Source organism: Janibacter limosus NBRC 16128, from assembly GCF_001570985.1.
Taxonomy (GTDB): Bacteria; Actinomycetota; Actinomycetes; order Actinomycetales; family Dermatophilaceae; genus Janibacter; species Janibacter limosus.
Window position 1 is genome coordinate 16002 of record NZ_BCSS01000033.1, and the last position, 23833, is coordinate 39834.

Genomic DNA, 23833 nt, shown 5'->3' on the forward strand with positions numbered 1-23833 from the left:
TCGGCACACCCGGGGCCAATGTTTGATCTAGGCCAGAAACTAGCACGGCACAGGTCAAAGCCGTCCCCACTGCTCACGTGAGGAGGACCCCACCTAGACTCCGGGGCGTGACTACCCATGCAGCTTCGATCACCGGGGGGACCGCCGCCGAGATCGCCGACAGCGTGCGCGGACTCGTCGAGCGCGGCCACCTCTCCCCCGGTGACGTCCTCCCACCGGTGCGGGCGCTGGCCGAGCAGCTCGGTGTCAACCGCAACACTGCGGTCGCCGCGTATGGCGTGCTGGCCCGCTCCGGTGTCGTCGTCTCGCAGGGGCGTGCCGGCACCCGGGTCGCTCGGCGCTCACGGGTCCCGCAGGAAGGGTTCGCCGCCGCGGGCTCGCTCCGGGACGTCGGCACGGGCAATCCTGACCCGCGCCTGATCCCGGACCTGGGACCGGCTCTCGCTGCCGCGGCGGGCCGGCACGTGCTCTACGGCGAGCCGACGATCGACCGCGACCTCCTGGTCTGGGCCCGCGAGTGGATGGCTCCCGATGTGCCGGCGGACGCGGCTGACCTCCACCTGACACTGACCAGTGGCGCGGTCGACGCGGTCGAACGACTCCTGGCGCAGGCGCTGCTGCGCGACGACACGGTGGCCCTCGAGGATCCGTGCTTCCTCGCGAGCATCCACCTCGCCCAGCTCGGCGGTTACCGTGCCGTGCCGGTCCCCGTCGACCCCGAGGGGATGACCGTCGACGGGCTGCGCCACGCTCTCGACCAGGGAGTGCGAGCGGTGGTGTGCACCCCCCGGGCGCAGAACCCCACGGGCGCGTCACTGAGTGCCCGCCGCGCCGAGGCGCTCCGCGAGGTGATGTCAGAGCACCCCTATGTCCTCGTCGTGCAGGACGACTACTTCTCCTACCTGTCCCGGCAGCCCTTCCACTCGATCGTCGGGCCCGAGCACCAACGTTGGGCGCTCGTGCGGTCGGTCTCGAAGTTTGCCGGTCCTGACATGTGCCTCGCCGTGACGGCCTGCGATGCCGACACGGCCTCTCGGCTCGAGATGCGCCTCAGCCCCGGCACGACGTGGGTGAGCCACCTGCTGCAACGGATCACGCACTCCGTGATGACGGACCCGGCGGCACTGGCCCTCATCGAGCAGGCGAGTACGCACTACGCCGAGCGCAATGCTGCATTTGCCGAGCTGCTCACCGAGCGAGGCCTGCCCGCCACCGCCGGTGACGGGATGAGCCTGTGGGTGGGGCTGCCCGTGCCCGCCCGTGACGTCGCCGAGAGGCTCACGCGCCGGGGCTGGCTCCTGCGCACGGGTGACGACTTCCGGCTGGAGGAGACCGAGGGGCTCTCGCACCATCTGAGGCTCACGGTGCATGACCTCGGTGATGAGGACGCGACCACGCTGGTCGCAGACCTCGTCGACGCCGTCCACGAGCTCGGTTGAGCACGATCTCCTGCCCCCACGACAGGAGGTGCGGGAGACCCTCGGGTCCCGTCAGCCCTGCGAGGGAGGATCGAGCGGGGCATCGCCCGGAGGGGGCGGCGGCGCGGGACGATCCGACGGCGGTGGCGGGGGTGCCGGACGCTCGGACGCAAGGGGCGTGGAAGCCTGATCAGTCGATGCCCGACCACCATCCGACGAAGGGGGCGGTGGGGCTTGGTGTCCCGCTCCCGGCGGCGGGGGCGCCTGGTGCGAGGTCTGTGACGAGTTGCCCACCACTGTGGAGCGGATGTCGCCGAGGGCGGCTCGCGGGTCCTTGCCCTTCTGGCGGGCCCACAGCAGGTAGGCCCCGAGGGCCAGAGCAGCCAGGGGCACCAAGCAGCAGCAGAGCCCGAGGATGCCGATACCGCCGCCCCGGCGCCGGCGACGCCGACGCATCGGCAGTGCGGCCAGAACTCGATCACCACCGATCAGGGCCAGCTGGGCAACAGCGAGCTGCTCCAGCCCCACGCGGGGCAGTCCCGTGAGGGTGAGCAGCTCGTTGAGCGGAGCGACGAGTGTCAGGTCGTTCAGGGTCATGTCCAGATCATGCCCGTCCGTGCTCCTTCTGGCGAGACCCTGCCGCCGGCGAGAGCCGTGTGGTCAGGTCCCGGGCAGGGTGTCGTCGAACTCCACCGTCTGCGGCAGGTCTGCGTAGCCGGCCAGGCGGAAGATCGTGACCACCCGCTTGGAGCGCACCCGCTGGACCTCCTTGACCGCCTCGTTGTGGAAGCGGCGAGCCAGCTGGACGCGCAGCCCGGCCTCACGGAGGCGCTCGAGCGCTGCCGCTCCGGGTCCTCCCTGCGCCTCGATGTCGCGGGAGACCTCCACGGGCAGTGCTGCGCGCAGGACCTCGGTCAGCGCACTCTCGACGGTCTCCCGTCCCGCGAAGTGCTGCCCCTCGAGGAGGTCGGCCTCGAAGGTGTGCTCGTTGACCCGCTCGAGGGACTCACTCGCTGCTGCCACCAGGAGGAACCCGCTGGCCGGGTCGATGGCGCCGGAGTTGGCCAGCTCCAGGCAGGCTTCGGCACGACGCACGACGTGGGCGTCCAGGGCCGACAGCGCCCCCTCGACCTTGGCGTGCAGACGGTCGAGCCGGGCTGCGCTGTAGGAGAGGTACCAGGCCAGGACGAGCAGGACGCAGACGGCGACGACGATCCAGCTGATGAGCGTCATGTGTGCTCTCCTCCTCGACGACGATCGGCACCCGGCCTCAGTCTGGTGACCTCCCGCTGGCGCGACCCGGCGCCGGCGACAGTGTCGTAGACAGCGAGGATCTCCTTGGCGACCACGGCCCAGTCGAAGACCCGAGCGCGCTCGCGGCCGAGCTCCGACAGGGCACGCAATCGAGACGGGTCGCCCAGCAGCTCCACCGCACGGGCGGCGAGGTCCTGCGGGTTCTCGTTGGCGAAGAGGGCACCGGCCATGCCGGTGCGTCCCCCGTCGAGCACTCGCTGGAAGGCCGCCAGATCGCTCGCCAGGACCGGAGCGCCGGCTGCCATCGCCTCGACGAGCACGATGCCGAAGCTCTCGCCCCCGGTGTGCGGCGCGATGTAGAGGTCCGCCGACGCCAGCGCCGACGCCTTGTCCTCGTCGGAGAGCGCCCCGAGGAACTCGGTGGCGGCCAGGACCGGCTCGGACAACCTGGCACGTGCCGCCTCAGCACTGCCCGGACCGACGACGAGCAACCGCGCCCCCGTCACCGCGTCGAGGATGGCCGGCATGGCCGCCGACAGCACCGGCAGTCCCTTGCGCGGCTCGTCGATGCGACCGAGGAAGACGATCGTGGGGCGCCCGGGTGCGCCGCTCCAGCGAGGATCCTTGCTCACCCGGGCAAAGGCTGCGGTGTCCACACCATTGGGGATGACGACCGCATCACCACCGATGTGGGTGGTGACGGTGCGCCGGGCATCCTCGGAGACGGCGATGCGTCCGTGGATCTTCTCCAGCGAGGGACGCAGCAGCGGGTACGCAGCCTGCATGACCCGCGAGCGGACATTGGAGGTGTGGAAGGTCGCGACGACGGGGCGCGTCGCCGCCCACAGGGCGAGGACCGACAGGCTGGGCGCGAGCGGCTCGTGGATGTGCACGACATCGAAGTCGCCCTCGTCGAGCCAGCGGCTGACCTTGGCCGCTGCGACCGGCCCGAAGAGGAGCCGAGCGGTGGACCCGTTGTACCGGATCGGAACGGCGCGGCCGGCGGGCACGACGTAGGACGGCAGGTCCGTGCCCTCGTCGGCAGGGGCCAGCACCGACGCCTCATGGCCGTGCTGGATGAGGTACTCGGCGAGGTCGCGGATGTGGAACTGCACGCCGCCGGGGACGTCGAAGGAGTACGGACTGACCAGGCCGATCTTCATGCTGCCTCCGTCCTGGCTGCATCGCGTGCGGGATCCAGGTCGTCGACGAAGACCCGCTGCATCATGTGCCAGTCCTCGGTGTGGGCGATGAGCGCTGTGCCGAAGGCATCCGCGCACGCCTGTGTCGTGCGTGCGACCGCATCCGGGCTGCCCTGCGGCGCAACGTCCACGGCGTCGTGGATGGTGACGACCATGCCCCACGTCCGGCCGACCCGCTCGTGCCGCAAGGTGACGGGATACAGCGGCAGACCGCTCTCGACGGCCAACGCGGCCGGACCGGCGGCCATGCGGGCACGATGCCCGCACAGGTCCACCTCGACCCCACTGGCGGACAGGTCCCGGTCTGCCAGCAGTGGCATCACGACCGGCTCACCCGTCGCGAGCTGGGCGCGCAGCCTGGCGAAGGTCCCGCGCTCGGCCGGATGGATCACCATGCCCAGTCCCTCGCGGTAGTCGAGGAAGGCCTGGAACATCTCCTCCGGCTCGAGCCGCTCGGCGACCGTCACGACGGTGCCCAGGTGGCGGGCGCACCAGACCCCCGCGAGGTCCCAGTTGCCGGTGTGGCCCAAGAAGGCCAGCACCGGCCGTCCTGCCAGCAGGTGAGCCTTCATCTCGGGCATCGCCCCCTCGAAGCGGACGACGGAGTCGACGTGGTCCCCGGAGATGGCGGGCAGGCGGAAGGCCTCGACGTAGTAGCGAAGGGCGGCACGCACACCCTTCGCCGTCAGGTCCTCGAGCTCGTCGGGGGTCAGCTCGGGGCGGACCCGGGCGTAGTTGGCCCGAAGTCGTTGGACCGAGGAGCCGTTGCCGGCGTGCGTCCGGTCCGCAGCAAGATCGAAGAGGCGGTAGGCCAGGCCAGCCGGCAGGAGCCGCAGGACGCGCCAGGCCAGCAGGAATCCCCAGACCGTGGCCTGCCGGCGCCACCGGGTCACGGCGTGGGGTTCGCCGCGTCAGCCTCTGCTGCGAGGCACTGCTGACGCACGAAGAGGACCCGCTGCATGACCGTGACGGCGCTGGCGACGACGAGGACGGCGAGCACGACCTTGAGCACGATCTCGGGCAGGCCCAGCCCGACCAGACCGGTCGTCACGAGGGCCACGACGAGGCGGTCCGCGCGCTCGGCGATGCCGACACTGGCGGTCATGCCCAGGCCCTCGGCACGGGCGCGGGCGTAGGACACGACGCTGCCGAGGATCAGGGCGCCCATTGCCAGCCACGCCATCACGCGGTCGTCACCACCCTGGAAGAACCAGATCGCCAGCCCGGAGAAGATGGCCGCGTCCCCAACCCGGTCGAGGGTCGAGTCGAGGAAGGCGCCCCACTTGCTCGTGCGACCCAGCAGCCGGGCCATGACGCCGTCGAGGGTGTCGGAGAAGACGAAGGCGGTGATGACGAGCACGCCGATCAGCAGCTCACCCTGCGGGAAGAAGACCCAGGCGCCGAGGCACACGCCGATCGTGCCGAGGATGGTCACCGCATCGGGGCTGAGGCCGAGTCGGATCAGGAGTTTGGCCAACGGGGTCAGGATCCGGGTGGCGGCGGCGCGCGCGTATCGATTGAGCATGTCGCGTCAAGGGTAACCGGGACGCGGCGCTCCTCCTGAACGGCTCGCGGTGATGTCCCGCTCAGTCTCCGTCGGTCGGCCAGGCAGCCACGAGGGCGGCCCGGGCGTCCTCCAGGAGGATCGGCAGCGCCTTGGTCTGGGCGATGATCGGCAGGAAGTTCATGTCGCCGCCCCATCGTGGGATGACGTGCTGGTGCAGGTGTGCGGCCACTCCCGCGCCGGCGACGGCTCCTTGGTTCATGCCGAGGTTGAAGCCGTGCGGGTTGGACGTCGCCTGCAGCACCCGGATCGCCGTCTTGGTCAGCGCGGTGAACTCTGCCGTCTCCTCGTCCGTGAGGTCGATGTAGAGCGAGACGTGCCGATAGGGGCAGACGAGCACGTGACCGGCGTTGTAGGGGAAGAGGTTCATGACGACGAAGCAGGTCTCACCGCGGTGGACGACCAGTCCCTCGGCGTCCTCCTTGCCGGGCGCCGAGCAAAAGGGGCACCCGTCTCCGGCGTCCTCGCTGGGGCGCTCCCCCGTCACGTAGGCCATGCGGTGCGGGGTCCACAACCGGTCGAAGCCGTCCGGGACACCGGCGAAGGATCGCTCGTCCTCGAGCGGAAGGTCGTGCGGCTCGGTCATGGGAGCGATCCTGTCACGACCATGACGAAGGGGGGTCCCTCCCCCTTCGTCATGCACGAGGTCTGCGCCGTGGGCAGGATGGACCGCATACATCCAGGACTGCAGAACGTCGCCAACCGGGCCGCCCTCTACGCCAACCTCAAGCAGACCCTCTTCAGCGAGCTCCTCGAGGAGCAGCTGGGCGAGCACCGCTTCCAGGGAGACCTGGAGGCGGGCGCACTCCGCTTCGTCGGCGCAGAGCGCTCGCTCGACGCCACGGTCCACCTCATCGCCTCGGTCGCTCCGGGACCCCGCTCGATGCTGTGGGGCTGGGCGCACCCCCAGGGTGGCGGCGCGGTCGCCGCCAAGGTCAAGGCGCTCGGTGAGGGCTACGGCATCACGGATCTCACGACCCCCGAGCTGCCCTTCGAGCCGGGTGACAACATCGGCGAGACCGTCGTCCAGCTGGCGTCCCCGAGCCCGAGCTGATGCAGGTCGTCTCGCGCATGGAGTTCATCCTGAGGCCGAGCACCGACGGGATTCGTCGTCACCGAGGACGGCTCCGACGTGCGCCTGATGGTCTCTCGCGTCAGACCGTCTGCCCGGGCACCCACTCGCGCAGGCGGTCGACGGGGTCCCCGAATCCGGTGGCGTCGAAGAGCGGGCGCCCGGCGTCGCTGGAGTTCAGCCGCAGCCACCGGATCCGCTCGGCCTCGGCTGCCTCCTGCGCCGCGTGGACGAGGCGACGGCCGATGCCCAACCGTCGGCGATCGACGGAGACGAAGACCTGCTGGACGTACCACCACTCCGCCCGTCCCGGCCGAGCGAGCGTGGGGAGCTTGCGCACCCGCAGTGCCAGCAGGCACCCGACGGGACGACCGTCGCTCTCCTGCGCCAACCACCCCCGATAGGCGGCGAAGTCCTCGAGGAAGGCATCGGCGTAGTCGACGATGAATCCGTCACGTGACGCTCGTCCCAGCTCACGGTCCTGCTGCAGTCGCAGGGCGCCGAGGGCAAAGGCGTCGTCTCGCTCCAGGGGGCGCAGGTTCACGTCCATGACGGCAACCTAGCCGTGAATCGGCTCAGATGGTCGTGGCGGGGCGGACGTCGGGACCGGGGTTGGTCAGGCTGGGCGCCGCCATGACCTGGTCCTTGGCCTCGATCGACGCGAGCACTCGCTCGATCGCGGTCTCGATCGGGATCCCGTTCTCCTGGGACCCGTCGCGGTAGCGGAAGGAGACCGCGTTGTTGCTGCGGTCCTCCTCACCGGCGATGAGGGTGAAGGGCACCTTGGACTTGCTGGCATTGCGGATCTTCTTGGGGAAGCGGTCATCGCTCTCGTCGAGCTCGACGCGGATCCCCTTGGCCTTCATCTGGGACAGCACGTCCCAGAGGTAGTCGTTGTACTCCTCGGCGACCGGGACCCCGAGGACCTGGACGGGGCTGAGCCAGACGGGGAAGGCGCCCGCGTAGTGCTCCACGAGCACACCGACGAAGCGCTCGATTGAGCCGAACTTCGCCGAGTGGATCATCACCGGCTGCTGACGGGAGCCGTCGGCAGCCTGGTACTCGAGGGCGAAGCGCTCCGGGGAGGGCTGGTTGAAGTCGTACTGGATCGTGCTCATCTGCCAGGTGCGACCGATGGCGTCGCGCGCCTGCACGGACACCTTGGGGCCGTAGTAGGCGGCACCACCCGGGTCCGGGACGAGCTCGAGGCCGGTCTCCCGGCAGACGTCCTCGAGGACCTGCGTCGCCTCTGCCCAGTCCTCGTCGGAGCCGATGAACTTGTCGCTCTTGTCGCCGTCCTCGTCACGCGTGGACAGCTCGAGGTAGAAGTCGTCGAGACCGAAGTCGCGCAGCAGCGACAGGACGAAGTCCAGCAGGTGCCGGATCTCGTCCGGGGCCTGCTCCTTGGTGACATAGGAGTGGCTGTCGTCCTGGGCGAAGCCGCGCACACGGGTCAGACCGTGGATGACGCCCGACTTCTCGTGTCGGTAGACGTGGCCGAACTCGAAGAGGCGCAGAGGCAGCTCGCGGTAGGAGCGCTGCTTGGAGCGGTAGATGAGGTTGTGCATCGGGCAGTTCATCGCCTTGAGGCGGTAGGCCATGCCGTCGACATCGAGGGGAGGGAACATCCCTTCGCCGTAGTAGGGCAGGTGACCCGAGGTGTGGAAGAGCTGCTCCTTGGCGATGTGCGGGGTCCCGACGTACTCGAAGCCCTCCTCGATGTGCCGGGCGCGGACGTAGTCCTCCATCTCGCGCTTGATGACGCCGCCCTTGGGGTGGAAGACGGGCAGTCCCGAGCCGATCTCGTCGGGGAAGGAGTACAGGTCCAGCTCACGACCGAGCTTGCGGTGGTCGCGCTTCTCGGCCTCGGCGAGACGGTCGAGGTAGGACTTGAGCTCGTCCTTGGTCGGCCAGGCCGTGCCATAGACGCGCTGCAGTTGCGTGTTCTTCTCGCTGCCCCGCCAGTAGGCCGCGGCGCTGCGCATGACCTTGTAGGCATTGCCGATGACCTTGGTGCTCGGCACGTGCGGGCCACGGCACAGGTCGCCCCAGGCGCGCGTACCGTCGCGACGCACGTTGTCGTAGATCGTCAGCTGGGCGCCGCCGACCTCGACGGAGGCTCCCTCGGCGGCATCCTCGGACGCGCCGCCCTTGAGACCGATGAGCTCGCACTTGTAGGGCTCGCCACTCAGCTCGACGAGGGCGTCCTCGTCGCTGATCTCACGACGCTCGAAGGTCTGGCCCTCATTGATGATCCGCTGCATCGCCTTGTCGAGGGCCTTGAGGTCCTCGGGGGTGAAGGGCTCCTCGACATCGAAGTCGTAGTAGAAGCCGTCGCGGATCGGCGGGCCGATGCCGAGCTTGGCCGAGGGGTTGATCTGCTGGACGGCCTGGGCGAGGACGTGAGCGGTCGAGTGACGCAGCACGTCGAGGCCATCCTGCTCGGCGGCCGTCACGGGCTCGACGACGTCGCCGGCGGCGATCTCGTGGGCGAGGTCGCGCAGCTCGCCGTTGACCCGGGCCACGAGTACGGCCCGGTCACCCTCGAAGAGGTCCGCGGCGGTAGTGCCCTGGTCCACCGATCGCTCGTCTCCGGCGACGTTGATGGTGATCTGGGCAGACACGGGGAACTCCTGTGGGACGGTTCGAGGTGCCCGGCCGGGCACCGTCGAACTCTATCCCCGCGAAGGGGGCCCGCCCCAACGCCTTACCCCGCTGGCTGAGGAGGTTGCGCAGCAACCGTCTCGAAGCCATCGTGAGTATCGCGCCTCAGGACGCGACGTCGCCCCCTTCGTACGCTCGAGCCATGCTCTCCACGGACCGTCGCCTCCTGCCGTACACCGCCGCCTGGTTCGGCGTCCTCTGCCTGCTCGCCGTGCTGTGCTTCCACTACCCCGAACTGTTGACCAGCCAGGAGTTCCGGGCCGTCTACACCTCAGGTTTCGCTCGCGGTCTGCTGCTCTTCGGCCTGGTGGCGACCTTCCTGATCGGCACCGTGGCGGTCCTGGCCGGTCAACGACGCAAGATCGCGCTCGTCGGCCTGGTCGCCGTCTCCGCGGCGGTCCTCCTCGGCGGGGCCGAGGTCCCCATGGACAAGGTCTCGGCAACCCCCTACTCGCTGGGCGTCGACTGGTTCATCCTGTCGCTCTTCTTCTCCGCGGTGGTCTTCATCCCGCTGGAGCACTACCTGGCCCACCGACCGCACGCCATCTTGCGGGCCGGCTGGCGCACGGACATCTGCTACTTCTTCCTCAGCCACGTGCTCGTGCAGTTCATCCTCATCGTCGTGACCACCACGACGACCACCGTGGCCGCGGCCATCGCGATCGACTCGGTCAAGGCCGTGGTCGTCGCGCTCCCCCTGTGGGTCCAGTTCCTCCTCGCGGTCTTCGCTGCTGACCTCGCGCAGGCCACGCTGCACCGCGCCTACCACCGCGTCAAGACGCTGTGGCGCTTCCACGCTGTGCACCACTCCAGTCGCGACCTGGACTGGCTGGCAGGGTCCCGCGTCCACCTGGTGGAGACCGTCCTGACCCGCAGCATCGTGCTGCTCCCCCTGATGGTCCTGGGCTTCTCGACCGCCGCAGTCAACGCCTACGTGATCCTCGTGGGTCTGCAGGCCGTGGTGGCCCACGCCAACATCGGGGTGCGGTTCGGCTGGCTGGAGTACCTCGTGGTCCTCCCCCGCTACCACCACTGGCACCACGCCCGGCATGTCGACTACTGGGACCGCAACTACGCCATCCACCTGCCGATCGTGGACATGCTCATGGGCAGCTTCAAACTCCCCCGCGACGGCAGCTGGCCGCAGGAGTACGGCGTCCTCAAGCTCGAGACCGTCCCGCAGGGACTGGTCGCCCAGACCCTGATGCCCTTCCGCGGTGACCGCGAGTACGAGGAGCACGTCGCGTAGCTGCGACCGCCGCCTTCGCTCCGCCCTTCCCGCACCTTGAGTGGAGGTATACCCGCTGGTGATTCGTCCGCGAGTCAACGTCCAGCCGAGCTCACCAGGTCACCAGTGGAATGGGACACGATGGTGATTCGTCCGCGCGTTGACCTCCACCCGCGAATGCAAGAAGGCCCCCGGTAAACCGGGGGCCCTGCGAGTAGCTACCGAGCGCCAAAAGGCCCTGAACAGCACGAAACCTCGGCCAGATCGAAGATCTGACCGAGGTTTCGTGAACCCACGCTCACAGTTTCGTGAACGTCACGCGAGTGTCCGAGGGGGGACTTGAACCCCCATGCCCTAATACGGGCACTAGCACCTCAAGCTAGCGCGTCTGCCAATTCCGCCACCCGGACGAGTGGTGCTTCCGGTGGTCTTGCAACCATCGGGGCAACGACGTGAAACTTTACACGCGGATGTCGTGAGTGAGAAATCCACCGCTCACGGGGTCTCGCTGGCCTCTTCTGCCGCGCCGACGTAGAGGCAGAAGGGGTGCCCCGACGGGTCGATGAGGACCCGCACCTCCTCCTGTGGCTGGTGCTCGGAGAGCCGCCCACCGAGGCGCAGTGCGGCGTCGACGGCGACGCCCAGATCGCTGACCTCGATGTCGAGATGCATCTGCATCTGCTGGTCCCCGGGCTGGGCCGGCCACGCCGGCGCGACGTGCTCCCGCTCGAGCTGGAACCCCAGATAGACGTGGGCGCGCTCCGGCGCGATCGTCGCCCAGTCCTGCTCATCACTGTGGATGCGCCATCCGAGCACCTCGGCGTAAAAGCGCGCGAGACCCTTCGGATCGGGCGTGCCGATCACGGTGCCGAGGTAGTCGTGGGGTGGTCGTCGTCCATGGAGCATGATGTCCACCTTGCGCGAAAGACACGCCGCGCGCCAACCCGGCCTACTCTTGGCCCCGTGCTCGAGACCGTCACCGCGACCCGATTCGCGGTCCCCCTGCGCGAAGGGGGCTCCCTGCCAGGGCTCGTCGACGCCGACGACCTCGGGATGTATGTCGTGAAGTTCCGCGGCGCCGGGCAGGGCCTGAAGGTCCTGGTCGCCGAGGTCATCGTCGGCGAGATCGCCCGCACCCTGCAGATCCCCGTCCCGCGCCTGGCCATCGTCGACCTGCCGCGCGACATCGCCCGGTACGAGGCCGACGAAGAGGTCCAGGACCTGCTCACCGCGTCGGTCGGCACCAATCTCGGTCTGGACTACCTGCCCGGCTCCTTCGGCTACGACGGCAGCCGCCCCGCGCTCCCCGAGCAGGCCGCACCGATCGTGTGGCTCGATGCCTTCACCGCCAACATCGACCGCACCTGGGCCAACCCCAACCTGGTCGTCTGGGGCGGTCAACCGTGGGTGATCGACCACGGTGCAGCGCTGTACTTCCACCACGCATGGGGCAGGCGGGCACCCGACGCGACGCGGTTCGCCGCGCAGCCCTTCGACGCGTCCGACCACGTGCTCGGCGACCTCGTGGACGACCTGCACCCCGCGCATGCCGATCTCGCTGCTCGTCTCACCGACGTCGACCTGGAGCGCATCATCGGATACGTCCCCGACGAGTGGCTCGAGACCTCCGAGCACCTGCCCGACCCGTCCGCGGTACGCACGGCCTATCTGGAGCATCTTGTCGCCCGGCGCGACCACCCGGACGCGTGGCTCCCCGGAGGTGCCCGATGACCCTCCTGCCCTACCAGTACGTCGTCCTGCGGTGCGTGCCGCGAGCCGAGCGCGAGGAGTTCCTCAACGTCGGGATCGTCCTGCGCAGTCAGGCCGCCGACCACCTCGAGGCGGCGTTCGCCGTCGATCGCGACCGGGTTCGCGCCTTCGCGCCGGACCTCGACCTGGACGAGCTCGATGCAGCGCTCCGGACGGTCTGCGAGGTGGCCGCCGGGCACGAAGGGAGTGGCCGCCCCCGCCTTGGGGACGACGGCCGCCGATTCGGGTGGTTGAGCGCACCCCGCTCCACCGTCGTCCGCCCGGGTCCGGTGCACAGCGGCCTCACCGCAGACCCTGCGGCGGAGGTCCAGCGACTCCTCGAGCGGCTGGTCCGCTGATCCGGCGATCCGCCTGCACCGCGTGAGCGCTTGACGACGCCTCCTCACGTCCTAGGGTCGGGGCTATGGACCTCACGCGACCGACTGCACCGGCCCCCTACGACCTGCTCCCCGAGACCGCGTCCTTCGAGGTGACGAGCGAGAGCTTCGCCGAGGGCGAGACCCTCTCTGACGCACAGGTCTTCGACGACTGGGGCTTCACCGGCGACAACCGCAGCCCTCAGCTGACGTGGCGCGGAGCCCCGGAGGGCACCAAGAGCTTCGCGATCTCCTGCTTCGACCCCGATGCCCCCACTCCGGCCGGTTTCTGGCACTGGACCGTCGTGGGCATCCCGGCAGGGACGACCTCCCTGCCAGAGGGCGCCGGCGCCGAGGGCGGGGCCCACCTCCCGCAGGGTGCCTTCATGACGGTCACGGACTACGGCAGCAAGGCCTTCGGTGGGGCCGCCCCTCCGCAGGGCGACATCGCCCACCGCTATGTCTTCGCCGTGCACGCCCTCGACACGGCCGACCTCGGCATCGCCGACTCCGTGTCCTGCACCGTGGCGGCCTTCAACTACCTCCAGCACACCATCGGTCGCGCCGTCATCACCGGCACCTACCGGGCCTGACGGGCGTCGTCCGGGCGCTGGACGGTCAGCGCGCCAGACCCGCCTCGAGCTCGTCGAGGAAGGCGTCGACCTCGTCCATGTCGTAGCCGTTCGCCATGCGGACCGGACGGAAGACGGCGGTGGCGATGGGCGGCACGGGCTGCCCGGTCGAGATGGCGGTGAAGACCGTGTCGAGGAAGGCATCGACGTCACCGACGGCATAGCCCTCGCGGAACCGGGTCGTGGTGAACGTGGGGCGAGAGGCGCCTGTGGTGCTCATCCGACGATTCTGCTCCTCCAGGGTCGGCTGCGACCAGCCGACCCGCTCAGCGAAGCCGGAGCTCCCAGGCGGCCACCGCGCCCGCGGCGGCGACATTGAGCGAGTCGACTCCTCCGGCCATGGGGATGGTCACCGTGAGGTCGACCTGGCCGAGGGTGCGTCGGGCCAGCCCGTCGCCCTCGGTCCCGAGCACCAGTGCCAGCCGCTCCGGGGCGTCGGCGGCGAGCTCGTCGAGTGCGACCGCGTCCTCGGCCAATGCCAGCGCGGCGACGGTGAACCCGACCGACTTCAGGTCGGCGATGCCGCTCGGCCAGGGCTCGATGCGGGTCCACGGCACCTGGAAGACCGTGCCCATCGAGACCCGGATCGCCCTGCGGTAGAGCGGGTCCGCACATCGGGGCGTCACGAGCACGGCATCCGTCCCGAGCGCCGCTGCTGACCTGAAGATCGCACCGACATTGGTGTGGTCGACCACGTCCTCGATGATCAGGACACGCTTCGCTCCCTCGAGGACCTCGGCCAGCGGCCGCATGGGTGGTCGGTGCATCGAGGCCAGGGCACCCCGGTGGAGGTTGAACCCCGTGATTCCCTCGATGATCTCTGCGGTGCCGGTGTACACCGGCACGCCGTCGGTCTCGGCCTGCTCGACCACGTCGGCCAGGTCCGTCAGCCACCGCTCGCCCATGAGCATGGCTCGCGGTCGATGACCTGCGGCCAGTGCACGTCGGATGACCTTTTCGCTCTCCGCGAGATAGAGCCCGCCCTCGGGCTCGAGGACGCGGCGCATCTTGACATCGGTCAGTCCGACGAAGTCCCGCAGGCGCTCGTCAGTGGGGTCGGTGATGAGGATCGGCACAGGTGTGAGGCTAGATCAGCGTTCGCGCGATGACGCTCACGCTCGCCACGGCACAAAAGACGAGGACGCCTCGACGCACCGCGACGGCTGGCAACCGCCGGCGGACCGGACCGGCCACGAGGTGACCGATCACGACGTAGGGGGTCCACATGAGCCCCGCGCGGATCTGCTCCCAGGTCGCGGCCCCCGCCAGGGCGAGGCCGGCGATCGCCATCATGGCCCCGGCGATGAAGAAGACGGCCAGGGTGGCTCTCAGGCGGTCGGGTGGCTCGTGCCGCAGCACGAGCGCGAAGAAGGGCCCGCCGATGGATGCCGCGGTGCCGGAGACCCCGCTGATGGCGCCGGCCCCCATCGCGCTGCCGCGCGTCAGTCGGATGTCGACGGCCACGACCGAGGCGATGACGGTGACGAGGATCAGGATCCCGACCGCGAGGGCGATCGCGTCGGCCGACGTCGACGCGACGAGCCAGACGCCGAGCGGTGTCGCGACCAGCCGCGCGCCGACGGCCCAGCCGAGAGGGCGCCACGAGATCTCACGGGGGCCGGAGGCCACCTGCACGATGGGCAGGATGAAGGCGCACACCAGCATCGACGTCGGCATCAGGTCCGGTCGCAGCACGACGACGAAGGGAGCAGAGACCACCGCGATCCCGAAGCCGATCGAGGACTGGACAAAGGCGCCGACCGCGACGACGAGCCCCAGCCCGAGGAGCACCGGATCGATCCAGTCGATCACGGGAAGAACACGAACTTCACGATGCCGACCAGACCCACGACGACGATGACGGCTCGCAGGGCATTGGGCGGCATACGACGCCCGTACCGGGCTCCGAGGATCCCCCCGAGCACGGCCCCGGTGCCGACGAGGCCGGCGATGCGCCAGTCGATCAGCTCCGGCGCGGTGATGATGAAGACGAGGGAACCCACCGCGTTGACCACGAGCCCCAGGACATTCTTGAGCCCGTTGAGGGCCTGGAGCGGCTCCGTGGACAGGGCCGAGAGCAGCCCGATGAGGATGATCCCCTGGGCAGCGCCGAAGTAGCCGCCGTAGACCCCGGCGACGAGGACCCCTGCCATGAGCGCGACCAGGTGACCGGTGGGCATCGGCCCGCCGTCCTCGTGGTGCCTCTTGGACCAGGCCTGCAGGCGGGGGCCGAAGATCACCAAGAGGATCCCGATGCCGATGAGCGCCGGGACGATCGCCTCGAAGGCCTCCGGCGGCAGCCAGAGCAGGAGCAGGGCTCCCGTGATCGCGCCGATGATCGACATCGGGGCCAGCTGTACGAGCCGACGACCCATCCCCTTCATCTCGGGGAGGTATCCCAGGCTCCCGCTCACCCCTCCGGGGACCAGACCGATGGAGTTGGAGACATTGGCCGTGACAGCGGGGACGCCCAGCGCGAGGAGGACGGGGAAGGTCACGAGCGTGCCTGACCCGACGAGGGTGTTGATCCCCCCGGCCCACACACCTGCGAGGACGACTGCACCCATCTCGAGCCACGACACCCGGCCCACCCTAGACGGGTTGGACCGGGTGCCTGTTCAGCAGGAGTGCGGAGCGGAACGGCTCAGCGAGGAGCGTCAGGGTTCTCCTGCACGGGCGACTCTGCGGGCGCCTCCGGGGTCTCTGTGGCCTCGAGGGACTCAGCGTCGCTCGTCTGCGGTGTGGGCTCCTCGGTGGCGAGAGGCAAGCGGACACCGGGGCCCTGTGCAGGCTGTACCCGCGACGCGGGAGTGGCGTGCTCGCTGGCCTCACGAGATGCCTGACCGGCCTGACCACGTGCCTCGGCAAGTGCCTGGCCCGGGTCCTCCAGCGCAGTCTCTGCGAAGACATTGGCGTCCTCCGGCCCCGGGTCGACAAAGTCCTCGGCGTCGACGCCCGGTCCGTCGTTGCCATTGCCGCCAAGTGCCCCACCGATGCCCCGCAGGGCGTCAGTGAGCTCGCTCGGGATGATCCACATCTTGTTGGCATCACCCGTCGCGATCTGGGGCAGCACCTGCAGGTACTGGTAAGCGAGCAGCTTTTGCGTCGGCTTCCCTCGGTGGATCGCGTCGAAGACCTGCTTGATGGCCCGGGACTGGCCCTGGGCCTCCAGGACGGCGGCCTGCGCCGAGCCCTCGGCGCGCAGGATCGAGGACTGCTTCTCGCCCTCTGCGGTGAGGATCGAGGACTGCTTGACGCCCTCGGCGTTGAGGATGGCCGCACGGCGGTCGCGCTCGGCCTTCATCTGCTTCTCCATCGACTCCTGGATCGACAACGGCGGGTCGATCGCCTTGAGCTCGACCCGATTGACGCGGATGCCCCAGCGTCCGGTCGCCTCGTCGAGCGCGCCTCGCAGTCGGCCATTGATCTGGTCGCGACTGGTCAGGGCCTGCTCCAGGTCGAGGGAACCGATGACATTGCGCAAGGTCGTGACCGTCAGCTGCTCGATGCCCTGGATGAAGTTGGCGATCTCGTAGACGGCCCGCTTGGCGTCGGTGACCGTGTAGTAGATGACCGTGTCGATGTTGACGACCAGGTTGTCCGAGGTGATGACGGGCTGCGGCGGGAAGCTCACGACCTGCTCACGCAGGTCGACGCTCGCGCGCACCTTGTCGACGAAGGGGATGAGGATGTGGATCCCGCCCTCGAGGGTGCGGGCGTAGCGGCCCAACCGCTCGATGATGAGCGCGGTCTGCTGGGGCACGATCCGCACGGTCTTGAAGAGGATGACGAGCGCGAAGACCAGCAGCGCTGCGATGAAGATGAGGATTCCGGCGCCGTCCATGGAGGCGTCCTTTCGGTTGGTCGTTCCGTCAGATCTGCTGGGTGACGACAGCCGTCGCACCGTCGATCGAGAGGACCCGGACCTCGGCGCCGGGCTCGCACTCTGGCGCGCCGTCCGGCACGCGCGCGCTCCAGGTCTCGCCCGCGAGGCGTACCCGGCCATCGGTCTCGGTGACCGTCTCCAGGACGCGGGCCATCCGGCCGGTGAGCGCGCCCGACCCGATGTCGGCCGAGTCCTCTGGGTTGGTGAACTGTCGCTTGATGATCGGTCGCACGACCCCGATGAGCAGCAGGGCCACGACGACGGCCGCGATCACCTGGAGCATGACCGGAGCACCCACGGCAGCGGCCGCGGCCCCCACGAGGGCACCGCCGAAGAGCATCACGAAGACGAAGTCGACCGTCGCCGCCTCGATCGCGATGAGGATCAGCGCCAGCACCAGCCAGGCCAGCCAGAGGTTGTCCCCTATCCACTCCATCGTCGTGCCCCCTTCGAGTCGTGTGTGCCCATCATGCCTCGGCAACGGGCACCGGGTGCCGACCGGGGCCGGACGTGACCACCCTGTGTCGCAGGGAGATCAGGCCCGGGCCCGGGCCGACCACCTCTCACCGTGCTGCTCGAGCACGAGGTCCAGGCCGAAGGTCTGCGAGAGGTTGGCCTCGGTGAGCGTGATCTCGATCGGGCCCTGCGCCACGACCTGACCGTCGCGCAGGAGGAGGACATCGGTGAAGTTGGGCGGGATCTCCTCGACGTGGTGGGTGACCATCACCAGGGCCGGCGCCTCGAGGTCGCCGGCGATGGCACCGAGGCGGTGGACGAGGTCCTCACGGCCGCCGAGGTCGAGCCCGGCAGCGGGCTCGTCGAGGAGCATCAGCTCGGGGTCCGTCATGAGGGCCCTGGCGATCTGGACGCGCTTGCGCTCGCCCTCCGACAGGGTCCCGTAGGTGCGATCGGCCAGATGGCCCGCTCCCAGAGCGTCCAGGAGCTCACGCGCGCGGGCGTGGTCGAGGTCGTCGTACCCCTCTCGCCAGCGACCGACGACGCCCCATGACGCGGTGACGACCACGTCGGCGACGCGCTCGCTCCGCGGGATCCGGTCAGCGAGCGAGGCCGAGGCCAGCCCGATGCGCGGACGCAGCTCGAAGACGTCGACGGCGCCGAGGACCTCGCCGAGGATGCCGACGACGCCTCGGGTCGGGTGCATCCGGGCCGAGGCGAGCTGCAGGAGAGTCGTCTTGCCGGCGCCGTTGGGCCCGAGGACGACCCAGCGCTGACCCTCCTCGACCTCCCAGTCGATCTCTGAGACCAGCGTCGACTCACCACGGACGACGGTGGCACCGGCCAGGGCGAGGACATCACTCATGGACCCGACCCTATCGACCGCGAACTACCATCTCTCAGATGCCCGAGTTGCCTGCCTCTGTCCGTGTCGCTCTGTGGGTCACGCATGCCTGGTCCGGTGGCACCACCCTCACCGATGCGATCGAGCGCGCGCTGCCCGATGTCGACCACACCGAGGGTCTTGTGGAGCAGGTGCGGGTGTGGCGAGATCTGGGCGAGGCTGCGCTGCTCGTCGCACTGCCTGGCCCCGGAGACCTCGGTGGACTGCCACGGTGCGGCCCGGTCGCGACCGATGCCGCGGTGTTGGCGGGTGAGGCGATCTTCGTCCCCGGCCTGGGTGGCATGCTAGTGCCGTCGATGTCGACCTTTGGCTCCGAAGGCGCGCAGGGCCTGCGCATCGACTGGGTGGAGCACGACTGCGACCCGGTGCCCCCACACCGCATCGAGGCCCTCGAGCCCTCCCAGCTCGAGCGACACCTTCGCCGCCAGCTGCTGGCTTCCATCGACGAGCTGGACCGGATCGGCGGCACCCCGTGGGCGGACGACCTCTCCCGGGACCTCGTCGACGATCGGCTGGGCGCCGATTGGTCACTGCCTGCCGCACTGCCCCAGAGGGCCCGCAAGGTGATCGGCCTGGCGGGGACCATCGCCGTGGCCGTCGAGGTGGGACTGGGCGCCTCGGGCGCGGTCACCGCTGCCCACGACGCGACCCGCACCGCAGCGCTGCGCCGGCTCGCCCGGTCGTGCGAGCAGAGCCTTGCCGACGCCACCAACGCCGCCTGCGCCCAGATGGCCGGCTGGGTGCCGATCCGGTGACCCCGGTCAGGCCCCTGCGCACCGACCGGCTGCGGCTGGCACCGACGACGCCGGAGGACCTCCCCTTCCTCGTCGAGCTCGACTCCGACCCTGAGGTGCTGCGCCACATCCTCGGCCGCGGTCGCACCGCGCAGGAGGCGCGCGACTACTGGGCACCACAGCTGCCCGGACCGATGTGGGTCGGGCACGTCGACGACGAGCCAGTGGGGTGGTGGGCCCTCTGGCCACGCGAAGGGGGCGTGACCGAGCTCGGCTACCGGCTCGCCCGTCGCTGGTGGCGGCAGGGCCTGGCCGTCGAGGGAGCCCGTGCAGTGCTCGACGACGGGTTCGCCGACCCCGGTCTCGATGTCGTGCGGGCCGAGACGATGGTCGTCAACGCCGGGTCGCGGGGCGTCATGAGGCGACTCGGGATGCGCGAGGTGCGCGTCGAGGTCCGCCGCTGGGACGAGCCGCTCCCGGGGGCCGAGCAGGGCGAGGTCGTCAGCGAGCTGACCCGTCAGGACTCGCGCAGCACGCTCTCGTAGACGGCCATGGTCCGGTCGCCGATGCTCGTCCACGAAAACTGTGAGACCGCGCGCTCGCGCCCTGCGAGGCCGCGCTCGCGCGCCCGCGTCGGGTCGGACAAGGCGTCGGTGAGAGCCGCAGCGAGGTCGGCCTCGAACCCGTCGGCGTCCACGGGAGCACCGGTGCCGTCCTGCACCTGCTCGATCGGGACGAGCCATCCGGTCTCGCCGTCGACCACGACCTCGGGGATCCCACCGGTGGCCGTGGCGACGACGGGCAGCCCACACGCCATCGCCTCGAGGTTGACGATGCCCAGGGGCTCGTAGACGGAGGGGCACGCAAAGACGGTCGCGGACGTCAGCAGGGCGATGACCGCCGCCCGCGGGAGCATCTCCGGGATCCAGACGACACCGTCACGCACTGACCGCAGCTGCGCGATCAGCTGCTCGACCTCCGCGAGGATCTCAGGGGTGTCCGGGGCGCCGGCGCAGAGCACGATCTGGACCTCGGGCGGCAGTGCACGGGCGGCCCGCAGGAGGTGGGGCAAACCCTTTTGCCGGGTGATCCGCCCGACGAAGAGCACCGATGGACGCTCCGGGTCGACGCCGTGACGCCTGACCACCTCGAGGTCCTCAACCGGCTGCCACATCTGCGAGTCGATGCCGTTGTGCACCACGTGGACTCGCTCGGGGTCGATCGCCGGATAGCTGCGCAGGATGTCGGCACGCATCCCGTGGCTGACCGCGATGACACCAGCGGCGGACTCGTAGGCGGTGCGCTCCACCCACGAGCTCAGCGCGTATCCGCCGCCGAGCTGCTCGGCCTTCCACGGGCGCAGCGGCTCGAGGCTGTGCGCGGAGACGATGTGCGGGACGCCGTGCAGGAGCGAGGCGGTGTGACCGGCGAAGTTGGCGTACCAGGTATGGCTGTGGACCAGGTCCGCTCCCCCGCAGTCGGCAGCCATCGCCAGGTCGACGCCCATCGTCGTCAGTGCGGGGTTGGCCCCGGCAAGACCGGGCGGGTCCGCGTAGCCGGTGGTCCCCCCTTCGTCCCGCGGGTCGCCGAAGCAGCGCACGCGCACGTCGGTGTCACCACGCTCGCGCAGAGCTCGGGTCAGCTCTGCGACGTGGACTCCGGCTCCGCCATAGACGGCCGGGGGGTACTCCTTGCTGAGGATGTCGACGCGCACCCCGTCAGCCTAGGGCCGAAAGGGCACGGACAGACCCTCCAGCCAGTACCGTGGAGTGGTGCGCCGTCAACCTCGCGTCCTGGCCATCGTCCTCGCCGGCGGCGAGGGCAAGCGCCTCATGCCGCTCACCGCGGACCGAGCCAAGCCTGCGGTGCCCTTCGGTGGGATCTACCGGCTCGTCGACTTCGCGCTGAGCAATGTCGTCAACTCCGGCTACGCCAAGATCATCGTGCTCACCCAGTACAAGTCGCACAGCCTCGACCGGCACGTCAGTCAGGCCTGGCGACTCGCCTCGCCCCTGGGCCACTACGTGGCTCCGATCCCGGCCCAGCAACGCCGCGGCAAGAGCTGGTACATGGGCAGCGCCGACGCGATCTACCAGTCGCTCAACGCGATCATCGACGAGCGGCCCGACATCGTCGTGGTGGTCGGCGCCGACCACGTGTACCGGATGGACTTCTCCGAGATGGTCGACCAGCACCTGCAGACGGGCGCCGACTGCACGGTGGCAGCCATCCGACAGCCCATCGGCATGTCCGACCAGTTCGGCGTCATGGAGGTCGCCGAGGACGGACGTCGGATCACCGCCTTCCGCGAGAAGCCGATCGATCCGGCCGGCCTCCCCGACGCGCCCCACGAGATCTACGCCTCGATGGGCAACTACGTCTTCACCGCCGAGGCCCTCATGGACGCGGTCAAGCGCGATGCAGCGCTCGACAGCCTGCATGACATGGGCGGCGACATCGTCCCCGACTTCGTCTCCCTCGGGTCCGCCTACGCCTACGACTTCGCCGACAACACCGTCCCGGGATCGACCGACCGCGACCGTGGCTACTGGCGCGATGTCGGGACCCTCGACAGCTACTTCGACGCCCACATGGACCTGACGTCGATCCACCCGGTCTTCAACCTCTACAACTACAACTGGCCGATCAACACCAACAACGGCCCCTACCCGCCGGCGAAGTTCGTCCACGCCGACGGCGAGCGTGCTGGCGGGGCCACCAACTCTGTCGTCTCTCCCGGCGTGGTCGTCTCCGGTGGGCACGTGCACAACTCCGTCCTGTCCCCCGGCGTCTTCGTGCACAGCTACAGCGACGTGCTGGACAGCGTCCTGCTCGACGGCGTGGACGTGGGCCGGCACGCACGGCTGCGCCGGGTCATCGTCGACAAGGGGGTGCACCTCCCCGAGGGCATCCAGCTCGGGCACGACCACGACGCGGACCGGGCGCGTGGTCTGCAGGTGACCGAGTCGGGGATCACCGTGGTGGGCAAGGGATACGTCTTCGACCAGACCTAGACTTCGGCGCATGGTACTCACCCCGGGCACGACCGACCAGGCACCGGCACCCGCACTCCCCGGCGAAGGACCGCTCGTCCTCGTCATGGACGTTGACAGCACCCTCATCCGCGACGAGGTCATCGAGCTCATCGCCGAGCACGCCGGCACCCGTGAGCAGGTGGCCGCGGTCACCGAGGCAGCGATGCGCGGCGAGCTCGACTTCGCCCAGAGCCTGCACGCGAGGGTCGCCACGCTCGCCGGCCTGCCCGTCGAGGTGCTCGAGCGGGTGCGCGCCGCCGTCCGGCTGACGCCGGGCGCCCGCACCCTCGTCACGACCCTGGTCGAGGCAGGTCACATCGTCGGTCTCGTCAGCGGTGGCTTCACCGAGGTCGTCGACGACCTCGCGAGCGAGCTCGGGATCGCCCACGCCCGGGCCAACCACCTGGAGATCGCCGACGGGCACCTCACCGGCACAGTGCTGGGTGATGTGGTCGACCGGGCGGCCAAGGCCGACTTCATCACCCGGTTGGCGGCCAGCTCCGGCGTCGAGATGGACCGGACCGTGGCAGTCGGTGACGGGGCCAATGACCTCGACATGATGGCCGCGGCGCAGCTGGGCATCGCCTTCTGCGCCAAGCCGGCAGTCCGCGAGCAGGCCGACCACGCGATCGACGAGCCCGACCTGCGGCGTGTCCTGGACATCCTCGGCATCGAGGCACTGCCCCAGCCCGACGACGAGGGCGGTCACCCCCTCGCCTGAGCCCAGCGGACGGCGAGGAGCGGGGTCAGATCCCCATCGCGTGCACGCCACCGTCGACGTGCAGGATCTCGCCGGTGGTCTTGGGGAACCAGTCCGACAGGAGCATCGTGCAGGCCTTGGCGGTGGGTACCGGGTCATTGACGTCCCAGCCGATGGGCGAGCGGTTGTCCCAGGACTCCTCGAACTGCTCGAAGCCGGGGATCGACTTGGCCGCGGTCGTGCGGATCGGGCCGGCCGCGACGAGGTTGCAGCGGACCCCCTTCGGCCCGAGGTCACGCGCGAGATAACGGTTGGTCGACTCGAAGGCCGCCTTGGCGACACCCATCCAGTCGTAGACCGGCCAGGCATAGGACGCGTCGAAGGTCAGGCCGACGATCGAACCGCCCTCGCTCATCCGGGGCAGCGCGGCGACGCCGAGCGCCTTGAGCGAGTAGGCCGAAACGTGCACGGCAGTGGCGACGTCCTCCCACTTCGCCTCGAGGAAGTTGAAGGCGCCCTCTGGGGCGAAGCCGATCGAGTGCAGCACCCCGTCGAGCCGCTCGGCGTGCTCGCCGATGCGATCGGACAGAGCGGCGAGGTCTTCATCGCTCGTGACGTCGAGCTCGATGACCGGCGCCTCGTGGGGCAACCGCTTGGCGATGGTCCTGGTGATCTTCATCGTGCGACCAAAGCTGGTGAGGATCACCTTGGCCCCCTGCTCCTGCGCCAGCTTGGCGACGTGGAAGGCGATCGAGGACTCCATGAGGACGCCCGTGATGAGGAAGGTCTTGCCGGTGAGCATCTGCTGCCTTTCGTACTGCGGGAGGGAGGTGGTCAGTGGCCCATGCCGAGGCCGCCGTCGACGGGGATGACCGCGCCGGAGATGTAGGCCGCGTCGTCGGAGGCCAGGAAGGACACGGCCGCGGCCACCTCTGCGGCCCCGCCGTAGCGGCGGGGC

Annotated in this window: 29 protein-coding genes and 1 tRNA gene; 10 read left to right on the forward strand and 20 right to left on the reverse strand. The window is 69.7% G+C overall.

Translation table 11 applies throughout. The features are described from left to right. The first annotated feature begins 107 nt into the window (after window positions 1–107). The gene (locus JLI01S_RS12125) at window positions 108–1439 is read left to right on the forward strand and encodes an aminotransferase class I/II-fold pyridoxal phosphate-dependent enzyme (RefSeq protein ID WP_068264915.1); all 1332 of its coding nucleotides are present in this window, start codon (window positions 108–110) and stop codon (window positions 1437–1439) included. Between the two features lie 51 nt (window positions 1440–1490). Here the strand turns inward: JLI01S_RS12125 and JLI01S_RS16980 are convergent, their stop codons facing one another. From JLI01S_RS16980 to JLI01S_RS12150, 6 genes are all read right to left on the reverse strand, one after another. Then, the gene (locus JLI01S_RS16980) at window positions 1491–2015 is read right to left on the reverse strand and encodes a hypothetical protein (protein WP_157074934.1); all 525 of its coding nucleotides are present in this window, start codon (window positions 2013–2015) and stop codon (window positions 1491–1493) included. A gap of 63 nt (window positions 2016–2078) precedes the next feature. After that, window positions 2079–2651, reverse strand: coding sequence for a hypothetical protein (locus tag JLI01S_RS12130; protein ID WP_068264917.1), 573 nt, complete (start codon window positions 2649–2651; stop codon window positions 2079–2081). Further along, on the reverse strand, window positions 2648–3835 hold the full coding sequence (locus JLI01S_RS12135) for a glycosyltransferase family 4 protein (RefSeq protein ID WP_068264919.1): 1188 nt from the start codon (window positions 3833–3835) through the stop codon (window positions 2648–2650). Before JLI01S_RS12135 ends, JLI01S_RS12130 begins: the two co-directional genes overlap by 4 nt. Further along, entirely contained in the window at window positions 3832–4767 is a 936-nt protein-coding gene (locus tag JLI01S_RS12140) for a phosphatidylinositol mannoside acyltransferase (protein ID WP_068264921.1), read from the reverse strand. Before JLI01S_RS12140 ends, JLI01S_RS12135 begins: the two co-directional genes overlap by 4 nt. Further along, window positions 4764–5399 (reverse strand): phosphatidylinositol phosphate synthase, encoded by a 636-nt coding sequence (gene pgsA / locus JLI01S_RS12145; protein WP_068264923.1) that lies wholly within the window; start codon window positions 5397–5399, stop codon window positions 4764–4766. The genes JLI01S_RS12140 and pgsA overlap by 4 nt, the downstream gene beginning before the upstream one ends. A 61-nt stretch (window positions 5400–5460) precedes the next feature. Beyond that, complete coding sequence (locus JLI01S_RS12150; RefSeq protein WP_068264925.1) at window positions 5461–6024, reverse strand: HIT family protein; 564 nt, start codon at window positions 6022–6024, stop codon at window positions 5461–5463. A gap of 21 nt (window positions 6025–6045) precedes the next feature. Between JLI01S_RS12150 and JLI01S_RS12155 the strand changes: the two genes are divergently transcribed. Further along, window positions 6046–6492, forward strand: a complete 447-nt coding sequence (locus JLI01S_RS12155; protein WP_068264927.1) for a DUF6882 domain-containing protein — start codon at window positions 6046–6048, stop codon at window positions 6490–6492. Window positions 6493–6592: 100 nt separating this feature from the next. Here the strand turns inward: JLI01S_RS12155 and JLI01S_RS12160 are convergent, their stop codons facing one another. Both JLI01S_RS12160 and thrS read right to left on the reverse strand, forming a co-directional pair. After that, a complete protein-coding gene (locus tag JLI01S_RS12160; RefSeq protein WP_068264929.1) occupies window positions 6593–7060 on the reverse strand; it encodes a GNAT family N-acetyltransferase in 468 nt (155 codons plus the stop codon). Window positions 7061–7085: 25 nt separating this feature from the next. Beyond that, window positions 7086–9134 (reverse strand): threonine--tRNA ligase, encoded by a 2049-nt coding sequence (gene thrS / locus JLI01S_RS12165; RefSeq protein ID WP_068264931.1) that lies wholly within the window; start codon window positions 9132–9134, stop codon window positions 7086–7088. A 182-nt stretch (window positions 9135–9316) separates the two neighbouring features. On the opposite strand from thrS, the gene JLI01S_RS12170 reads away from it, so the two are divergent. Next, the gene (locus JLI01S_RS12170; protein WP_068264933.1) at window positions 9317–10423 is read left to right on the forward strand and encodes a sterol desaturase family protein; all 1107 of its coding nucleotides are present in this window, start codon (window positions 9317–9319) and stop codon (window positions 10421–10423) included. Between the two features lie 303 nt (window positions 10424–10726). Here the strand turns inward: JLI01S_RS12170 and JLI01S_RS12175 are convergent. Next, window positions 10727–10812 (reverse strand) — tRNA-Leu (locus JLI01S_RS12175). Window positions 10813–10897: 85 nt separating this feature from the next. Then, on the reverse strand, window positions 10898–11308 hold the full coding sequence (locus JLI01S_RS12180; RefSeq protein WP_068264935.1) for a VOC family protein: 411 nt from the start codon (window positions 11306–11308) through the stop codon (window positions 10898–10900). Window positions 11309–11365: 57 nt separating this feature from the next. Between JLI01S_RS12180 and JLI01S_RS12185 the strand changes: the two genes are divergently transcribed. The 3 genes from JLI01S_RS12185 (at window position 11366) to JLI01S_RS12195 (ending at window position 13121) form a co-directional block, all read left to right on the forward strand. Beyond that, window positions 11366–12133 (forward strand): HipA family kinase, encoded by a 768-nt coding sequence (locus JLI01S_RS12185; RefSeq protein ID WP_068264938.1) that lies wholly within the window; start codon window positions 11366–11368, stop codon window positions 12131–12133. Continuing rightward, window positions 12130–12510, forward strand: a complete 381-nt coding sequence (locus JLI01S_RS12190; protein ID WP_068264940.1) for a DUF3037 domain-containing protein — start codon at window positions 12130–12132, stop codon at window positions 12508–12510. The genes JLI01S_RS12185 and JLI01S_RS12190 overlap by 4 nt, the downstream gene beginning before the upstream one ends. Before the next feature lie 65 nt (window positions 12511–12575). After that, window positions 12576–13121: a YbhB/YbcL family Raf kinase inhibitor-like protein gene (locus JLI01S_RS12195; RefSeq protein WP_068264943.1), complete on the forward strand. Its 546-nt coding sequence runs from the start codon at window positions 12576–12578 to the stop codon at window positions 13119–13121. Between the two features lie 25 nt (window positions 13122–13146). Here the strand turns inward: JLI01S_RS12195 and JLI01S_RS12200 are convergent, their stop codons facing one another. From JLI01S_RS12200 to JLI01S_RS12230, 7 genes are all read right to left on the reverse strand, one after another. Beyond that, the gene (locus tag JLI01S_RS12200; RefSeq protein WP_218005507.1) at window positions 13147–13380 is read right to left on the reverse strand and encodes a DivIVA domain-containing protein; all 234 of its coding nucleotides are present in this window, start codon (window positions 13378–13380) and stop codon (window positions 13147–13149) included. A 46-nt stretch (window positions 13381–13426) separates the two neighbouring features. Beyond that, window positions 13427–14236 carry a TrmH family RNA methyltransferase gene (locus JLI01S_RS12205; RefSeq protein ID WP_068264947.1) on the reverse strand — a complete coding sequence of 270 codons (810 nt, stop codon included), beginning with the start codon at window positions 14234–14236 and terminating at the stop codon, window positions 13427–13429. A gap of 10 nt (window positions 14237–14246) precedes the next feature. Next, window positions 14247–14972 carry a sulfite exporter TauE/SafE family protein gene (locus JLI01S_RS12210; protein ID WP_068264950.1) on the reverse strand — a complete coding sequence of 242 codons (726 nt, stop codon included), beginning with the start codon at window positions 14970–14972 and terminating at the stop codon, window positions 14247–14249. Beyond that, on the reverse strand, window positions 14969–15742 hold the full coding sequence (locus JLI01S_RS12215) for a sulfite exporter TauE/SafE family protein (protein WP_068264952.1): 774 nt from the start codon (window positions 15740–15742) through the stop codon (window positions 14969–14971). The genes JLI01S_RS12210 and JLI01S_RS12215 overlap by 4 nt, the downstream gene beginning before the upstream one ends. Window positions 15743–15804: 62 nt before the next feature. Continuing rightward, entirely contained in the window at window positions 15805–17004 is a 1200-nt protein-coding gene (locus JLI01S_RS12220) for an SPFH domain-containing protein (protein ID WP_068264954.1), read from the reverse strand. A gap of 28 nt (window positions 17005–17032) precedes the next feature. Further along, the gene (locus tag JLI01S_RS12225) at window positions 17033–17482 is read right to left on the reverse strand and encodes an NfeD family protein (protein WP_068264956.1); all 450 of its coding nucleotides are present in this window, start codon (window positions 17480–17482) and stop codon (window positions 17033–17035) included. A gap of 99 nt (window positions 17483–17581) precedes the next feature. Further along, window positions 17582–18367 carry an ABC transporter ATP-binding protein gene (locus JLI01S_RS12230; RefSeq protein ID WP_068264958.1) on the reverse strand — a complete coding sequence of 262 codons (786 nt, stop codon included), beginning with the start codon at window positions 18365–18367 and terminating at the stop codon, window positions 17582–17584. A 38-nt stretch (window positions 18368–18405) separates the two neighbouring features. Here JLI01S_RS12230 and JLI01S_RS12235 point away from each other — a divergent pair, with 38 nt between their 5' ends. Next, window positions 18406–19161, forward strand: a complete 756-nt coding sequence (locus JLI01S_RS12235; protein WP_068264960.1) for an Rv1486c family protein — start codon at window positions 18406–18408, stop codon at window positions 19159–19161. After that, a complete protein-coding gene (locus tag JLI01S_RS12240; protein WP_068264962.1) occupies window positions 19158–19685 on the forward strand; it encodes a GNAT family N-acetyltransferase in 528 nt (175 codons plus the stop codon). The genes JLI01S_RS12235 and JLI01S_RS12240 overlap by 4 nt, the downstream gene beginning before the upstream one ends. Here the strand turns inward: JLI01S_RS12240 and glgA are convergent. Next, entirely contained in the window at window positions 19658–20854 is a 1197-nt protein-coding gene (gene glgA, locus JLI01S_RS12245) for a glycogen synthase (protein ID WP_068264964.1), read from the reverse strand. The genes JLI01S_RS12240 and glgA overlap by 28 nt on opposite strands. Before the next feature lie 55 nt (window positions 20855–20909). Between glgA and glgC the strand changes: the two genes are divergently transcribed. Both glgC and serB read left to right on the forward strand, forming a co-directional pair. After that, window positions 20910–22154 carry a glucose-1-phosphate adenylyltransferase gene (glgC, locus tag JLI01S_RS12250; RefSeq protein WP_068264966.1) on the forward strand — a complete coding sequence of 415 codons (1245 nt, stop codon included), beginning with the start codon at window positions 20910–20912 and terminating at the stop codon, window positions 22152–22154. A gap of 10 nt (window positions 22155–22164) precedes the next feature. Then, a complete protein-coding gene (gene serB / locus JLI01S_RS12255) occupies window positions 22165–22896 on the forward strand; it encodes a phosphoserine phosphatase SerB (protein ID WP_068264975.1) in 732 nt (243 codons plus the stop codon). Between the two features lie 25 nt (window positions 22897–22921). Here the strand turns inward: serB and fabI are convergent, their stop codons facing one another. Both fabI and JLI01S_RS16705 read right to left on the reverse strand, forming a co-directional pair. After that, window positions 22922–23677, reverse strand: coding sequence for an enoyl-ACP reductase FabI (fabI, locus tag JLI01S_RS12260; protein WP_068264976.1), 756 nt, complete (start codon window positions 23675–23677; stop codon window positions 22922–22924). 32 nt (window positions 23678–23709) lie between these two features. Then, window positions 23710–23833: SDR family oxidoreductase (locus JLI01S_RS16705; protein ID WP_157074935.1), on the reverse strand; the 124-nt coding region annotated here is incomplete at its 5' end.

What these genes read in the sequence shown, in the direction of transcription:
- JLI01S_RS16980 (WP_157074934.1), bottom strand. Translation starts at nt 2,015, where the DNA reads ATGACCCTGAACGACCTGACACTCGTCGCTCCGCTCAACGAGCTGCTC.
- JLI01S_RS12130 (WP_068264917.1), bottom strand. Translation starts at nt 2,651, where the DNA reads ATGACGCTCATCAGCTGGATCGTCGTCGCCGTCTGCGTCCTGCTCGTC.
- JLI01S_RS12135 (WP_068264919.1), bottom strand. Translation starts at nt 3,835, where the DNA reads ATGAAGATCGGCCTGGTCAGTCCGTACTCCTTCGACGTCCCCGGCGGC.
- pgsA (WP_068264923.1), bottom strand. Translation starts at nt 5,399, where the DNA reads ATGCTCAATCGATACGCGCGCGCCGCCGCCACCCGGATCCTGACCCCG.
- JLI01S_RS12150 (WP_068264925.1), bottom strand. Translation starts at nt 6,024, where the DNA reads ATGACCGAGCCGCACGACCTTCCGCTCGAGGACGAGCGATCCTTCGCC.
- JLI01S_RS12155 (WP_068264927.1), top strand. Translation starts at nt 6,046, where the DNA reads ATGACGAAGGGGGGTCCCTCCCCCTTCGTCATGCACGAGGTCTGCGCC.
- JLI01S_RS12160 (WP_068264929.1), bottom strand. Translation starts at nt 7,060, where the DNA reads ATGGACGTGAACCTGCGCCCCCTGGAGCGAGACGACGCCTTTGCCCTC.
- JLI01S_RS12170 (WP_068264933.1), top strand. Translation starts at nt 9,317, where the DNA reads ATGCTCTCCACGGACCGTCGCCTCCTGCCGTACACCGCCGCCTGGTTC.
- JLI01S_RS12180 (WP_068264935.1), bottom strand. Translation starts at nt 11,308, where the DNA reads ATGCTCCATGGACGACGACCACCCCACGACTACCTCGGCACCGTGATC.
- JLI01S_RS12190 (WP_068264940.1), top strand. Translation starts at nt 12,130, where the DNA reads ATGACCCTCCTGCCCTACCAGTACGTCGTCCTGCGGTGCGTGCCGCGA.
- JLI01S_RS12195 (WP_068264943.1), top strand. Translation starts at nt 12,576, where the DNA reads ATGGACCTCACGCGACCGACTGCACCGGCCCCCTACGACCTGCTCCCC.
- JLI01S_RS12200 (WP_218005507.1), bottom strand. Translation starts at nt 13,380, where the DNA reads ATGAGCACCACAGGCGCCTCTCGCCCCACGTTCACCACGACCCGGTTC.
- JLI01S_RS12220 (WP_068264954.1), bottom strand. Translation starts at nt 17,004, where the DNA reads ATGGACGGCGCCGGAATCCTCATCTTCATCGCAGCGCTGCTGGTCTTC.
- JLI01S_RS12225 (WP_068264956.1), bottom strand. Translation starts at nt 17,482, where the DNA reads ATGGAGTGGATAGGGGACAACCTCTGGCTGGCCTGGCTGGTGCTGGCG.
- JLI01S_RS12230 (WP_068264958.1), bottom strand. Translation starts at nt 18,367, where the DNA reads ATGAGTGATGTCCTCGCCCTGGCCGGTGCCACCGTCGTCCGTGGTGAG.
- JLI01S_RS12235 (WP_068264960.1), top strand. Translation starts at nt 18,406, where the DNA reads ATGCCCGAGTTGCCTGCCTCTGTCCGTGTCGCTCTGTGGGTCACGCAT.
- serB (WP_068264975.1), top strand. Translation starts at nt 22,165, where the DNA reads ATGGTACTCACCCCGGGCACGACCGACCAGGCACCGGCACCCGCACTC.
- fabI (WP_068264976.1), bottom strand. Translation starts at nt 23,677, where the DNA reads ATGCTCACCGGCAAGACCTTCCTCATCACGGGCGTCCTCATGGAGTCC.